Here is a 13,129-nt window from a genome sequence, read left to right as displayed (position 1 = left end):
TGGCACTCTGGTCGCTGAGCGCAGGGGGAAGGAGCCAGACCATGAGGGTCGGCAGCGACGAGGAAGCCACGAGCGGCCCGCGGCAGCGGAACGCCGAGTGGCTCAGAGGCGCCCGGATCGTCGGCGTCCTCGGTGTGTTCTACCGCCCGGAGGGGCGGATGGGGGAGCCGGAGGCCGTCGAATTCCTGCTGTCCGACAGCCAGTCGGTGCTGCTGACCTGCGCCTCGGACGGCACCCTGCACGTCGGTTCCGGCACCTGGCCGGACCTTCCCGACTGGTGCGTACCGGCCGCCCAGTGGGAGTTCGCCACGATGGCGAACCTGCCGCAGCCGCCCGACGGCGGCTGGACGGTGCTGAGTACCGAGGAGCGCCGGGACGACCGGGGCGAGGTCCACGAGGCCGTCATCCGCTGCGAGGGCGGCCGCTTCGTGGTCATCGGCGGGGACACCGTGGGCATCAGGTTCACCCGGGGCCACCGGGGCGCGGCGTCCACCACCTGACGGCGACCGGCGGCCGGAATGTGCACGTCCTGTGTACGTCTCGTGGGCGCCTCGGGCGTCAAGGCGACGCCGCCGGGCGTCCGCGCAGGTCCAGGGGGGCCGGAGGCCCGTATTCCGTGCTCACAACGGAGCCCCGCACATCCGGAGAGTAATTATTTGGCGGCGATGCACGCAGCAGCACTTACGAAGGGTTATGGTGGAAACCCCCCCTCGGGCCGGTCCGTAACCCCCCCCCACGGACCGGCCCGTTTTTTTGTGCCCCGGGTTTGCGCTCCGGTTCTGTGCCCCGGCGCACTCGGGGCCCGGCCGTCAGGCCCGTCCGGCCCAGATGTTCGTGCCGGCGGTGTCCACGGCGAAGGTGTCGATCTCCTTCAGCTCCGCCGCGGTCAGAGCCGGACCGGCCAGCGCCGCGACGTTCTCCTCCAGCTGCCGCACACTCGACGCGCCGATCAGAGCCGACGTCATACGGCTGTCCCGCAGCACCCAGTTGAGCGCGAGCTGGGCCAGCGACTGGCCGCGGCCCCGCGCGATGTCGTTCAGCCCGTTGAGCCGGCGCACCACCTCGTCGGAGAGCAGGTCCGGGTTGAGGGACTTGCCCTGGGTGGCGCGCGAACCCTCCGGGATGCCCTTCAGGTACTTGTTGGTCAGCAGCCCCTGGGCGAGCGGCACGAAGGAGATGCAGCCCATACCGGCCGCCTCCAGCGTGTCCAGCAGCCCGTCCTCCTCCGTCCAGCGGTTGATCATCGAGTAGGACGGCTGGTGGATCAGGGCCGGGACGCCCATCTCCCTGAGCAGCCGGGCCGCCTCCGCGGTCTGCTCGGAGTTGTACGAGGACACCCCCACGTACAGCGCCTTGCCCTGCCGCACGGCGGAGGCCAGGGCCCCCATCGTCTCCTCCAACGGGGTGTCCGGGTCGAAGCGGTGCGAGTAGAAGATGTCGACGTAGTCGAGGCCCATCCGCTTCAGCGAGGCGTCGAGCGAGGACAGCAGGTACTTGCGCGAGCCCCACTCGCCGTAGGGGCCGGGGTGCATGTCGTACCCGGCCTTGGTGGAGATCACCAGCTCGTCGCGGTACGGGGCGAAGTCCTGCCGGAAGAGCTTCCCGAAGTTCAGCTCGGCGGAGCCGGGCGGCGGGCCGTAGTTGTTGGCCAGGTCGAAGTGGGTCACCCCGAGGTCGAACGCGCGGCGCAGGATGGCCCGCTGCGAGTCGAGCGCGCGGTCGTCGCCGAAGTTGTGCCAGAGGCCGAGCGAGACGGCGGGGAGCTTGAGGCCGCTGCGGCCGGTGCGCCGGTACTCCATGGAGTCGTAGCGCGTGCCGACGGCCCGGTAATAGGAAGAGGATTCAGTCACGTTTCCCTCTTTATCACGGACTTGTGACAGGCCGGGTTGGGCCGGTGCGGCGCCTGCGCAGTAATGTGGCGGCTTCGGGACTGCCACGGCACGGCGGGGCGATCGGCCCCCTACCGGTGCGACGATCCCCAGGGGACAGCCCCGGGCGAGGCGGCGGGCGGGCCCGCACGGAACCGAGAGGTGGACTCAGTGAACTTGCGCGACCTGGTGTACGGGCTCTACGCCCGCCGGGTGGAGGCCCGCCTCGATCACGCCCAGGTGCCCAAGCACATCGGGGTCATCCTCGACGGGAACCGGCGCTGGGCGAAGGCCTCCGGCGGCACGGCCGCCGAGGGCCACCAGGCGGGCGCGGACAAGATCAAGGAGCTCCTCGGCTGGTGCAGCGAGACGGACGTCGAGGTCGTCACGCTCTGGATGCTCTCCACGGACAACTTCGACCGGCCCGAGTCCGAGCTCATCCCGCTCCTCGGCATCATCGAGAACACCGTGCGCGACCTCGTCGCGGACGGCCGCTGGCGGGTCCACCACGTCGGCACGCTCGACCTGCTGCCCGCACACACCCAGACGGTCCTCAAGGAGGCCGAACAGGCCACGATCGGGGTCGACGGAATACTGGTCAACGTCGCCGTCGGCTACGGGGGCCGTCAGGAGATCGCGGACGCGGTGCGCTCGCTGCTCCTCGACCACTCCGCCAAGGGCACCTCCTTCGAGGACCTGGCGGAGATCGTCTCCACCGACCTGATCTCCGAGCACCTCTACACCCGGGGCCAACCCGACCCGGACCTGGTGATCCGGACCAGCGGGGAACAGCGCCTGTCGGGCTTCATGCTCTGGCAGAGCGCCCATTCGGAGTACTACTTCTGTGAGGTCTTCTGGCCGGCCTTCCGCCGGGTCGACTTCCTGCGCGCCCTGCGTGACTACGCGGCCCGGCACCGCCGCTACGGCGGCTGACGCCGCGTTTCCGCCCGGCCGGCCTCCACCGTCGTACAGGTGATGCCGGGGAGCAAGGGCGGGCTTGAGCGGTTCGGTCGGCATGGCTTCGCGTGTTCGAGGGCATACCCCTGACAGGTCGACGTCCGGTCAGGAACCAGGCGGATGTCGTCACCAAGTGAGCGGCATGGAGTCCGCTCGCCCGGGAGGCCCTTTGCACACGAAGGACCGTACATACAGTGCGGCTGACGTCGAGGGCCGGCGCTCGGCCCGCGCAAGGTGGCCGAAGCCCGGTCCGTCCTCTCCCTTTGGGATGCTCCGCGACGCCGTCGCACCCCAACCTCGTCCGAGGGGGTACGTCCTTCCGTGGTGACCAGCACAAAGCGCCGCATGCCCGACAGGCGCACCTATGTTCTCGACACCAGCGTCCTGCTGGCCGATCCGAACGCCATGTCCCGCTTCGACGAGCACGAGGTCGTGCTCCCGGTCGTCGTGGTCACGGAACTGGAGGCCAAACGGCACCATCCGGAGCTGGGGTATTTCGCCCGGCAGGCCCTGCGCCTGCTGGACGACTTCCGGGTCCGGTACGGCCGGCTCGATGCCCCGATCCCCCTCGGGGATCTGGGCGGGACGCTGCGCGTCGAACTCAACCATTCCGATCCCGGCGTACTGCCCGCCGGCTACCGGTTGGGGGACAACGACTCACGGATTCTCGCGGTAGCGCGCAATCTGCAGGCCGAGGGGTACGACGTCACGGTCGTCTCCAAGGATCTGCCGCTCCGGATCAAGGCCTCTTCGGTCGGCCTCCTCGCCGAGGAGTACCGCGCCGAACTCGCCATCACCGACGCGGGCTGGACGGGGATGGGCGAGCTGTCCCTCTCCGCGGAGCAGGTGGACCTCCTCTTCTCCGAGGAGACGCTGTACGTCCCCGAGGCCGCCGATCTGCCGGTGCACACCGGACTGGTGCTCCAGTCCGAACGCGGCAAGGCGCTCGGCCGGGTGACGCCGGAGGGCAACGTCCGGCTCGTCCGGGGCGACCGGGAGGCCTTCGGCATCCACGGCCGCAGCGCCGAACAGCGCATCGCGCTGGATCTGCTGCTGGACCAGGACGTCGGCATCGTCTCGCTCGGCGGCCGGGCCGGCACCGGCAAGTCCGCACTGGCGCTCTGCGCAGGTCTGGAGGCCGTGCTGGAGCGGGGGCAGCACAAGAAGGTGATGGTCTTCCGCCCGCTGTACGCGGTCGGCGGGCAGGACCTCGGCTATCTGCCCGGGTCCGAGGCCGAGAAGATGGGTCCCTGGGCACAGGCCGTCTTCGACACGCTCTCGGCGGTCGCGGGGCGCGAGGTCATCGAGGAGGTCCTGGGGCGCGGGATGCTGGAGGTGCTGCCGCTCACCCACATCCGCGGCCGGTCCCTCCACGACGCCTTCGTGATCGTCGACGAGGCCCAGTCGCTCGAACGGAACGTCCTGCTGACCGTGTTGTCCCGGATCGGGGCGAATTCGCGGGTGGTGCTCACGCATGACGTGGCCCAGCGGGACAACCTCCGGGTCGGCCGGTACGACGGAGTGGTCGCCGTGGTCGAGAAGCTCAAGGGCCATCCGCTCTTCGCCCACACCACGCTCACCCGGTCCGAGCGCTCGCCGATCGCCGCGCTGGTGACCGAAATGCTGGAGGAAGGTCAGATCTGACACGGGATACGACAGTTGGTGCCGCCCGGCGAGCGAAGGAGCTTAGCCGGGCGGCACTGTGTTCCGGTGCCAATTCCGTAATTCACTTGCTCCAAACGGGGTGTGAGCTTTCACACGCAACAGAGAATTGCTTCGCGGCGTCCCGTTCCGGCAGAGTCTTGCTTCCGTCAGGCCCCGCATACGGCACACCCGCACCACCAGAGGTGCAACGCACCACACAACTCAACAACCGCCGTCCGTATGCCGCCCGCGAGTACCACGCGGCGCTCCCTCCGGGGAGCCGCCCACCGGGCCCGTGCCTCCCGTGACCCAAGCAGTAGGGAGGCCAGTGTCAGGGGCACGATTGCGCCCGCGAGGTCACCTAAGCGGGCGATGCTGGAAGGACACCGTGTGAGCCGGATCTCGGTCCGGGGGTTCGCTGTGGCATCTGCCACAGCGGTAACCACCGTAGGCGCCGTCGTGGGAGTTGCAGCGGGCAGTACCCCTGCTGTCGACGACAACAACTTCGAGGCCACCGCAGCCGACACCACGCTGCTCGCCGACATCCCCGCGGGCCAGCAGGCCCAGGTGCAGACCGCTTCCCTGACGCAGCAGGCCGACGCCCAGGCGTCCGCAGCCGACGCGACGGCGAAGAAGTCCGCGGAGGAATCAGCCCGCATCCAGGCCGCCAAGGACGCCAAGACCAAGAAGCAGGCGGCCGAGGACAAGCTGGAGAAGGAGCGCCAGGAGAAGGAGCGCCAGGAGAAGGCGGACCGCGCCAGCCGGTCCGAGGTCCGCAGCGCCAGCTCGTTCGCCGTCCAGGGCTCTTACAGCGTGGCCGAGATCCAGGCCATGGCGCGGCAGATCGTGCCCGCCGACCAGTTCCAGTGCTTCAGCAACATCGTGAACCACGAGTCGACGTGGAACTACCGGGCGACCAACCCGTCCTCCGGCGCCTACGGCCTCGTCCAGGCGTACCCGGGTTCGAAGATGGCGTCCGCCGGTGCCGACTGGCAGACCAACCCGGCCACCCAGATCAAGTGGGGCCTCAGCTACATGAACGGCCGCTACGGCAGCCCGTGCGGCGCCTGGTCCTTCTGGCTGCAGCACCAGTCGTACTAGGGAGCTGTCCGGCCCGGAGCCCTCGCCGGTTCTTTCTCAACCCCTCGAAGCCCCTCGCCGTCCTACGGTGGGGGGCTTCGCGCATGTACGGTCATGCGGGACCGTTCCCGGAGGGAGCGGTGGGGAGAGCGGACGGGGGTAGAGGAACCGTTATGTCAAAACTGCCGGGATGGCTCGGACAGCTGGGGGCTGAACTCACCAAAATCGGTGAGCGCCTGGAGGAACGTCGCGCCGAGGCCGAGGCCGACGACGAGCACGACAGGGCCGGGCACGCCTCGTCGGTGACGACCGGCGCGGAGCCGGGGCGCGGGGCCGAGGCGGGCGCCGCGGACCATGTGCCGCCGCCGCCCGCGTACGCCCCCGACGTCGCCGCGCGCCCCGATCCGGTCGCGGCGATCCCCTGGGGGATGCGGGTCGCCGCGGAGGCGGGCTGGCGGCTGCTCGTCCTCGCGGGCACCCTGTGGGTGCTCATGCGGGTCATCAGCGCGGTGCAGCTGGTGGTGCTGGCGTTCGCCGCCGCGCTGCTCGTCACCGCGATGCTCCAGCCGACGGTCGAGCGGCTGAGGCGGGCCGGGCTGCCGCGCGGGCTGGCCACGGCGGGCACCGCGGTCCTGGGCTTCGTGATCATGGGCCTGGTCGGCTGGTTCGTGGTGTGGCAGGTCATGGACAACCTGGACTCGCTGTCCGACCAGGTCCAGGCCGGTATCGCGGACCTGAAGAACTGGCTGCTGGACAGCCCGTTCCACGTCACCGACAAGCAGATCAACGATGTCGCGAAGAACCTGAGCGACACCGTCGGCACCAACACAGAGGCGATCACCTCGGCCGGACTCCAGGGCGTCACCGTGATGGTGGAGTTCCTCACCGGGATGCTGCTGGCGATGTTCTCCACGCTCTTCCTGCTGTACGACGGCAAGCGCATCTGGCTCTGGGTGCTGAAGCTCGTGCCCGCGCAGGCGCGGCCGGGTGTCGCCGGAGCGGGTCCGCGCGCCTGGCGCACGCTGACCGCCTATGTGCGGGGCACGGTCATCGTCGCGCTGATCGACGCGATCTTCATCGGCCTCGGGATCTACTTCCTCAACGTGCCGCTGGCCGTGCCGCTGGCCGTCTTCATCTTCCTGTTCGCCTTCATCCCGCTCGTCGGGGCGGTGGTCTCCGGGGCGCTGGCGGTGGTCGTCGCCCTCGTCACCCAGGGTGTGTTCACGGCACTGCTGGTGCTGGCCGTGGTCCTCGCGGTCCAGCAGATCGAGGGCCACATCCTGCAGCCGTTCATCCTGGGCCGCGCGGTGCGCGTGCACCCGCTGGCGGTGGTGCTCTCGGTCGCCGCCGGCGGCATGATCGCGGGCATCGGGGGCGCCGTCGTCGCGGTGCCGCTGGTCGCGGTGACCAATACGGTGGTCGGCTATCTGCGCGCGTACGGGCAGGAGGAGGCCCGGCGCCACTCGCCGCCGCCGCACGGCGCGACCGCCCTGGACACCGCGCCGACCCCGGCCCCCGGATCGCCGCCGGAGGAGACCGACGACGGCGGCGAGGAGGAGCCGGTGGCGGAGGCGCGGAAGGATGTCTGAGCCGGCACCTGAGTGAGCCGGCGCATAAGAAGGGCCCCGGGGACGGTCGGTCGTCCTCGGGGCCCTTCTCGTTCATGGGTACCGCGGGTGTTACTCGGCGAGGACGGCCTCGGCTTCGAGGGTCACGCCGACCGCCTGGATCACCGAGGCGATCTTGACGGCTTCCTGAATGGTCTCACGGTCCACGCCGGCCTTGCGCAGCACCTGCTCGTGGGAGTCCAGGCACTGGCCGCAGCCGTTGATCGCGGAGACGGCGAGCGACCACAGCTCGAAGTCGACCTTCTCCACGCCCGGCTTGCCGATCACGTTCATCCGCAGGCCCGCGCGGAGGTTCCCGTACTCGGGGTCCGACAGCAGGTGCCGGGTCCGGTAGAAGACGTTGTTCATCGCCATGATGGCGGCGGCCGACTTCGCGGCGGTGTACGCCTCCGCGGAGAGGTTGGCCTTCGCCTCCGGCTCCAGCTCGCGCAGCACCTTCGGCGAGCGCGAGGCGATCGCGCAGGCGAGGACGGTGCCCCAGAGCTGCTGCTGCGGCAGTTCGCTGTTCCCGATGACCGAACCGAGGTTCAGCTTCAGGTCCTTGGCGAAGTCCGGAACGGCGGCCTTCAGTTCGTCGAGTGCCATATCGGTGTCAGCTCACTCGCCCGAGAGGAGCGCGACCGGGTCCAGGGTGTTCTCGCCCTTGGTCCAGTTGCAGGGGCACAGCTCGTCGGTCTGCAGGGCGTCGAGGACCCGCAGGACCTCCTTGGGGTTACGGCCCACGGAACCGGCGGTCACCATCGTGAACTGGATCTCGTTGTTCTGGTCGACGATGAAGACGGCGCGCTGCGCGAAGCCGTCCTCGCCCTCGATGCCGAGGTCACGCATGAGCTCGTGCTTGGAGTCGGCCAGCATCGGGAAGGGCAGGTCGGTCAGGTCCGGGTGGTCCTTGCGCCAGGCGTGGTGCACGAACTCGGAGTCACCGGAGAAGCCGAGGATCTGGGCGTCACGGTCGGCGAACTCCTCGTTCAGCTTGCCGAACGCGGCGATCTCCGTGGGGCAGACGAACGTGAAGTCCTTCGGCCACGCGAAGACGATCTTCCACTGACCCTCGTAGGTCTTGTGGTTGATCTGCTCGAACTCCTTGCCGCTCTCCAGCGAAACACAAGCGGTCAGGTCGAACTCGGGGAACTTGTCACCGACAGTGAGCACGCGCTCTCCTTGCAGCGTAGGAAGACCCTTTTTGGGGGTGTTCCTGAGGGTTGGACGATGCCCACCTTGGCACAGAGTGCATTGATCACGGAAATAGCTACACTCGGTCGGGATGATCGGAGGTGCCTATCAGTGGCGCAGATGAACCAGGGCAACCAGCCCAAACAGCCCAGCCTCTCGCAGCTGCGCGCCTTCATCGCCGTGGCGGAGCATCTGCACTTCCGGGACGCGGCGGCAGCAATCGGGATGAGTCAGCCCGCGCTCTCCGGGGCCGTCTCCGCGCTGGAGGAGGCACTGGGTGTCCAGCTCATCGAGCGTACGACGCGCAAGGTACTGCTCTCGCCCGCCGGGGAGCGGCTCGCGGTACGGGCCCGCGCCGTGCTGGAGGCCGTCGGTGAGCTGATGGAGGAGGCAGAGGCGGTACGGGCGCCGTTCACCGGGGTGCTCAGGCTCGGCGTGATCCCGACCGTCGCCCCCTACCTGCTGCCGACCGTGCTGCGGCTGGTCCACGACCGCTACCCGGAGCTCGACCTCCAGGTGCACGAGGAGCAGACCTCCTCGCTGCTGGAGGGGCTCGCGGCCGGGCGGCTCGACCTGCTGCTGCTCGCGGTGCCTCTCGGGGTGCCCGGGGTGAGCGAAATCCCGCTCTTCGAGGAGGACTTCGTCCTGGTCATGGAGCGCAGCCACTGGCTCGGCGGGCGGGCCGACATCCCGCGCGAGGCGCTCAGGGAGCTGCCGCTGCTGCTGCTCGACGAGGGGCACTGCCTGCGCGACCAGGCGCTCGACATCTGCCGGGAGGCGGGCCGTACCGAGGGCGCGCCGGTCACCACGACCGCCGCCGGGCTCTCCACCCTGGTGCAGCTCGTGGCCGGCGGGCTCGGGGTGACGCTACTGCCGCGCACCGCGGTGACGGTCGAGACCGCCCGCAACGAGGCGCTCACCACCGGGTACTTCGCGGAGCCGGCGCCCGCCCGGCGGGTCGCGCTGGGCATGCGGACGGGGGCGGCCCGGCACGAGGAGTTCGAGGAGTTCGCGGCGGCCCTGCGCGGGGCGATGGCGGCACTGCCGGTACGCGTGGCGACGGCCGGCCGGACCTGAGTCAGGGGTCCGGCCGGCCGGCCGTCGGGCCGGGCCGCTACTCGCTGCGCAGTCCGCTGGGGCGCATCATGCGCCACAGCGCCGGCAGGGAGAGCAGGGTGACCAGGAGGATGAGGGCCGCGCCCGCGCCCGCCAGCGGCAGGAACAGCCACCAGCCGGTCACCTCCTTGCCGACCATCCAGCACAGGGTGGCGCCGAGGGCGACTCCGCCCGCCACCGCCACCGCGAGCCCGATCACCACCGGGACCGCGGTCTGCCACAGCACCGACCAGCCCAGCGTGGTCCGCCGGGTGCCGAAGGCGACCAGGACCGACAGCAGCCGCTTGCGCTCACGCAGCTGTTCCAGCTGGGAGACCAGCATGGACGCGGCGATCAGCAGCAGCGTGGCGGTCGCGCCGAGCTGGAGACCGGTCTGGATGCTCGCGTACTGCCGGTCGCGCTCGACCGAGTTCAGGGTGGCCAGACGCATCCCGGGGTCGAGCCGCGCCGCTGTGTTGCGTACGTACTCGGCGGCGTCCGGGACGTCTTCGTCGATGCGGATCTGCGAGACGGTCGAGGCTCCCGGCAGGGTCCGTGCGTCGACGGCTCCCGGAGTGACCAGGATGCCCGAGTGTTCCTCGCCCATCGGGTCGGTCCGGGCCGCGACGGTCGGGGAGTCGGCCGGCAGGGTCCAGCGCAGCGTCTTGCTGCTGTAGGAGTCGAACTCGACCACCTTGCCCTTGCGGGCGGTCTGGTCGACCCAGTCCGCCTGCCCCTTGTCCTCGGGGTGGGCGACGAAGGTGTCGCCGTCCCGGCAGGACGTGATCCGGGCCAGCTCGCGCAGGGTCGCGCAGTCCCCGACGGTGAACGAGGTGGTGGGCTGGATGTCGTCGTCCTTGTACTTCCCCGGCTTGGTCGCGTACGCCTCGACCGTGCCGATGACCTGGACGACGCCCTTGGTGGCGCGGAACTCCTTGATGCTGTGCAGGGCGGCGTCGCCCCTGACGATCTCGGACCGGCTGTAGAACTGGGCGCGGGACGGGTCCTGGCCGGTGATCCTGTTGAAGTCGTCGTTCATCGCGGCGAACAGCATCTGCAGGGCCACCGCACCGGCCACGGCGACGGTGACGCCGCTGACCGCGCGGGAGGCCGCCCCGCTGCTCAGCTGGAGCCGCCGGGTGGCCAGCTGCCAGGGAATCGGTCCGCCGCGCAGCCGCTTGACGCAGGCCTCGACCAGCCAGGGCAGGAGCAGGGCCAGACCGACCAGCACCAGCACCGCGCCTCCGGCGACCGGATACGGGTTGACGGGGCCGTACTCATCGATCTTGCCGGAGAACGCGAAGACCGCGAGTCCGGCGACCGGCAGCAGCAGCCGCCACCAGAGGCGGCGCTTGCGGCCTCGGCTGTTGCGTACGACGCCGAGCGGCTCGATGACCACGGAGCGCATGGCTCCCAGGGTGACGAGCACCGCGGTGAGCGGCACCGCGAGGGCGATCACCACACACAGCCGGGCGTCGGGGGCCAGGTCGGAGGGGAAGGCGCTGGCGTCCCAGACCTCGACGTGGCCGACGAACTGGCGCCCCACCAGGAACACGGCCAGCCCGATGAGAAGGCCGAGCACCGAGCCGAACAACGCCTCACCGGCCGCGATCCGGCGGGTCATCCGGATGTCCGTACCGACCAGCCGCAGGGCGGCCAGCCGGCGGTCGCGGCGGTCGCCGCCGAAGCGCACGGCGGTGGCGATGAAGATGGCCACCGGAGCCAGCAGCACCACGCAGATCATGATGACCAGCACGATGAGTATCGGGGGCAGCGGATCGGACGGCCCCGGGTTGCCGTACCCGGCGATCCGGTGGCCGCCGGAGGCACTGGTCAGGGTGGAGCTGCCGGCGTAGAACCACAGCTCGCCCGGTGAGCGCAGCCCCGCGTCCGCGATCGTGCCGGTCACCTTGTACGGCAGCCGCTCCCTGAGCAGTGCGCTGTGCGGGGAGTCGAGGAGTTCTCCGAGCGCGGGGGAGACCACCATCTCGCCGGGGGCGGGCAGGGCGGTGATGCCCGGCGGGACGACCGGGTGGGCGCCGTCGGCGCGCATGAGGAAGCCCGTGATGGAGCGGTCGCGGAACTCGGTGCTCGCCTCGATCCGCAGGACCGAGTCGTCCGACTTCTTCGCGGAGGCGTCGGGGGACTCGGAGATCCTGGTCTCGGAGCGGGCCTGGTCCCGGGCGGACCGTTCGTCGAGCATGTGCGGCACGGAGGCCGCGGTGAGCAGGAGGGCCACGCCGATCCCCACGCCGACGGCGGTGAGCAGGGTGCGGACCCAGCCCTCACGGCCGCCGGCGGCGGCGAACCTGATGCCGAGCGCGAGGTCGCGCAGCCAGGGAGCGGTACGGGAGGGGGCCTCCGGAGGGGGCACCGGGCCGGCCGTCCTCTTCTCGTCGAGCAGCGTCATACGGCGTGCTCCATGTCGCGGGCCCGGCCGTCGCGCACGGTGACATCGCGGTCGGAGTAGGCGGCGACGCGGGCCTCGTGGGTCACCAGGACCACGGCGACACCGGCGGACCTGGCCGCCTCGGTGAGCAGCTGCATGACGCGCTCACCGTTGAGGGAGTCCAGGGCGCCGGTCGGCTCGTCCGCGAAGATCACCTTCGGGGAGGCGGCGAGCGCACGGGCCACGGCGACGCGCTGGCCCTGGCCGCCGGAGACCTCGCCGGGGCGCTTGGCGCCGAGGTCGTCGACCTCCAGGCGCTCCATCCACTCCAGGGCGGTGCGCTCCGCGGCTTTGCGCCGGGTGCCGTTCAGCCGGAGCGGCAGGGCCACGTTCTCCACACAGGTCAGCTCGGGGACGAGCTGGCCGAACTGGAACACGAAGCCGAACTCGCTGCGGCGCAGGGCGCTGCGCTCGGCGTCGGACATCGCGGACAGCTCGCGGCCGGCGTAGGTGATGGTCCCGGAGTCGGGGGTGATGATTCCGGCGAGGCAGTGCAGCAGGGTGGACTTGCCGGAGCCGGAGGGGCCCATCACGGCGACGACCTCGCCGGGGTGGACGGAGAAGGAGGCGCCGTCGAGCGCCGGGGTCGAGCCGTAGGTCTTGTGCAGGTCGTGCGCGGTGAGCAGGGAGCCGGCGGGGGTCACGGGGCCACCACCTCCGCGAGCTTGTCGAGCCGTGCGGCGGTCAGTTCCAGCCAGCGCAGATCCGCTTCGAGGTGGAGCAGGGCGTGGTCGCAGATCAGCTGGTCGGCGAGGTCGCCCCGGCGCTTGCGGTCGGTGAGGATGCGCATCAGGCGCAGGTGCTCGGAGCGCTGGGCGTCCAGCACGTCGGCGGCGCTGCGGCCGGTGAGCATGGCCAGCACGACCTTGGTGTACAGGGTCGACTGGAGGTACGGCTCCGGCTTCTCCGGCTGCGCCAGCCAGGCGGCGACATCGGTGATGCCGGCGTCGGTGATGGCGTAGCGCTTGCGCTCGGGGCCGCCGCCGGCCTCCACGCCGTCGACCTCCACGAGGCCGTTCTTGAGGAGCCGGGACATGGTCGAGTAGACCTGTCCGTAGTGCAGCGGGCGGTCGTGACCGAACTTCTCGTCGAACGTCCGCTTGAGGTCGTAACCGTGGCGGGGGCCGGACTCAAGGAGCCCGAGCAGGGTGTGGCCGATAGACATGCGGAGCACTGTACACGGTGTGTATACCTGCTGTGTATACCACCCTTGCCGCGACGCGGAGCCGGGGGCC

General features: G+C 70.4%; 12 protein-coding genes. 6 read left to right on the top strand and 6 right to left on the bottom strand.

Going from position 1 to position 13,129, the window contains the following annotated elements; translation table 11 throughout:
- The first annotated feature begins 41 nt into the window (after window positions 1-41).
- Window positions 42-500: a hypothetical protein gene (locus tag RLT59_RS12675; RefSeq protein ID WP_311303501.1), complete on the top strand. Its 459-nt coding sequence runs from the start codon at window positions 42-44 to the stop codon at window positions 498-500.
- 309 nt (window positions 501-809) lie between these two features.
- Here the strand turns inward: RLT59_RS12675 and mgrA are convergent, their stop codons facing one another.
- The gene (gene mgrA / locus RLT59_RS12670; RefSeq protein WP_311303500.1) at window positions 810-1,850 is read right to left on the bottom strand and encodes an L-glyceraldehyde 3-phosphate reductase; all 1,041 of its coding nucleotides are present in this window, start codon (window positions 1,848-1,850) and stop codon (window positions 810-812) included.
- Between the two features lie 189 nt (window positions 1,851-2,039).
- Here mgrA and RLT59_RS12665 point away from each other — a divergent pair, with 189 nt between their 5' ends.
- The 4 genes from RLT59_RS12665 to RLT59_RS12650 all read left to right on the top strand — a co-directional run bounded on the left by RLT59_RS12665 (window position 2,040) and on the right by RLT59_RS12650 (window position 7,138).
- Window positions 2,040-2,801: an isoprenyl transferase gene (locus RLT59_RS12665; RefSeq protein ID WP_024492153.1), complete on the top strand. Its 762-nt coding sequence runs from the start codon at window positions 2,040-2,042 to the stop codon at window positions 2,799-2,801.
- Between the two features lie 345 nt (window positions 2,802-3,146).
- Window positions 3,147-4,469: an RNA 5'-3' helicase PhoH2 gene (locus RLT59_RS12660; RefSeq protein WP_073736709.1), complete on the top strand. Its 1,323-nt coding sequence runs from the start codon at window positions 3,147-3,149 to the stop codon at window positions 4,467-4,469.
- A 390-nt stretch (window positions 4,470-4,859) separates the two neighbouring features.
- Window positions 4,860-5,570 carry an aggregation-promoting factor C-terminal-like domain-containing protein gene (locus RLT59_RS12655; protein ID WP_311303499.1) on the top strand — a complete coding sequence of 237 codons (711 nt, stop codon included), beginning with the start codon at window positions 4,860-4,862 and terminating at the stop codon, window positions 5,568-5,570.
- Window positions 5,571-5,722: 152 nt separating this feature from the next.
- A complete protein-coding gene (locus RLT59_RS12650; protein ID WP_311303498.1) occupies window positions 5,723-7,138 on the top strand; it encodes an AI-2E family transporter in 1,416 nt (471 codons plus the stop codon).
- A 90-nt stretch (window positions 7,139-7,228) separates the two neighbouring features.
- Here RLT59_RS12650 and RLT59_RS12645 read toward each other — a convergent pair whose 3' ends face one another.
- The gene (locus RLT59_RS12645; RefSeq protein WP_018550318.1) at window positions 7,229-7,762 is read right to left on the bottom strand and encodes an alkyl hydroperoxide reductase; all 534 of its coding nucleotides are present in this window, start codon (window positions 7,760-7,762) and stop codon (window positions 7,229-7,231) included.
- A gap of 12 nt (window positions 7,763-7,774) precedes the next feature.
- Complete coding sequence (locus RLT59_RS12640) at window positions 7,775-8,329, bottom strand: peroxiredoxin (RefSeq protein ID WP_073744729.1); 555 nt, start codon at window positions 8,327-8,329, stop codon at window positions 7,775-7,777.
- Window positions 8,330-8,461: 132 nt separating this feature from the next.
- Between RLT59_RS12640 and RLT59_RS12635 the strand changes: the two genes are divergently transcribed.
- Window positions 8,462-9,427: a hydrogen peroxide-inducible genes activator gene (locus tag RLT59_RS12635; protein ID WP_399125307.1), complete on the top strand. Its 966-nt coding sequence runs from the start codon at window positions 8,462-8,464 to the stop codon at window positions 9,425-9,427.
- 37 nt (window positions 9,428-9,464) lie between these two features.
- Here the strand turns inward: RLT59_RS12635 and RLT59_RS12630 are convergent, their stop codons facing one another.
- From RLT59_RS12630 to RLT59_RS12620, 3 genes are read right to left on the bottom strand one after another with little or no spacing between them, the layout of a single operon-like run.
- Window positions 9,465-11,855, bottom strand: a complete 2,391-nt coding sequence (locus tag RLT59_RS12630; RefSeq protein WP_311303497.1) for an ABC transporter permease — start codon at window positions 11,853-11,855, stop codon at window positions 9,465-9,467.
- Window positions 11,852-12,538 carry an ABC transporter ATP-binding protein gene (locus tag RLT59_RS12625; protein WP_311303496.1) on the bottom strand — a complete coding sequence of 229 codons (687 nt, stop codon included), beginning with the start codon at window positions 12,536-12,538 and terminating at the stop codon, window positions 11,852-11,854. Before RLT59_RS12625 ends, RLT59_RS12630 begins: the two co-directional genes overlap by 4 nt.
- The gene (locus tag RLT59_RS12620; RefSeq protein ID WP_311303495.1) at window positions 12,535-13,059 is read right to left on the bottom strand and encodes a PadR family transcriptional regulator; all 525 of its coding nucleotides are present in this window, start codon (window positions 13,057-13,059) and stop codon (window positions 12,535-12,537) included. The genes RLT59_RS12625 and RLT59_RS12620 overlap by 4 nt, the downstream gene beginning before the upstream one ends.
- Window positions 13,060-13,129: the final 70 nt, after the last annotated feature.

The sequence above is a fragment of the Streptomyces sp. ITFR-6 genome, assembly GCF_031844725.1.
Lineage (GTDB): Bacteria > Actinomycetota > Actinomycetes > Streptomycetales > Streptomycetaceae > Streptomyces.
This window is presented reverse-complemented; position numbering and strand designations above follow the sequence as displayed.

Bases quoted from the DNA above. Each gene is read 5' to 3' on its own strand.
- RLT59_RS12675 (WP_311303501.1), top strand. From the start codon at position 42: ATGAGGGTCGGCAGCGACGAGGAAGCCACGAGCGGCCCGCGGCAGCGG.
- RLT59_RS12650 (WP_311303498.1), top strand. From the start codon at position 5,723: ATGTCAAAACTGCCGGGATGGCTCGGACAGCTGGGGGCTGAACTCACC.
- RLT59_RS12645 (WP_018550318.1), bottom strand. From the start codon at position 7,762: ATGGCACTCGACGAACTGAAGGCCGCCGTTCCGGACTTCGCCAAGGAC.
- RLT59_RS12630 (WP_311303497.1), bottom strand. From the start codon at position 11,855: ATGACGCTGCTCGACGAGAAGAGGACGGCCGGCCCGGTGCCCCCTCCG.
- RLT59_RS12620 (WP_311303495.1), bottom strand. From the start codon at position 13,059: ATGTCTATCGGCCACACCCTGCTCGGGCTCCTTGAGTCCGGCCCCCGC.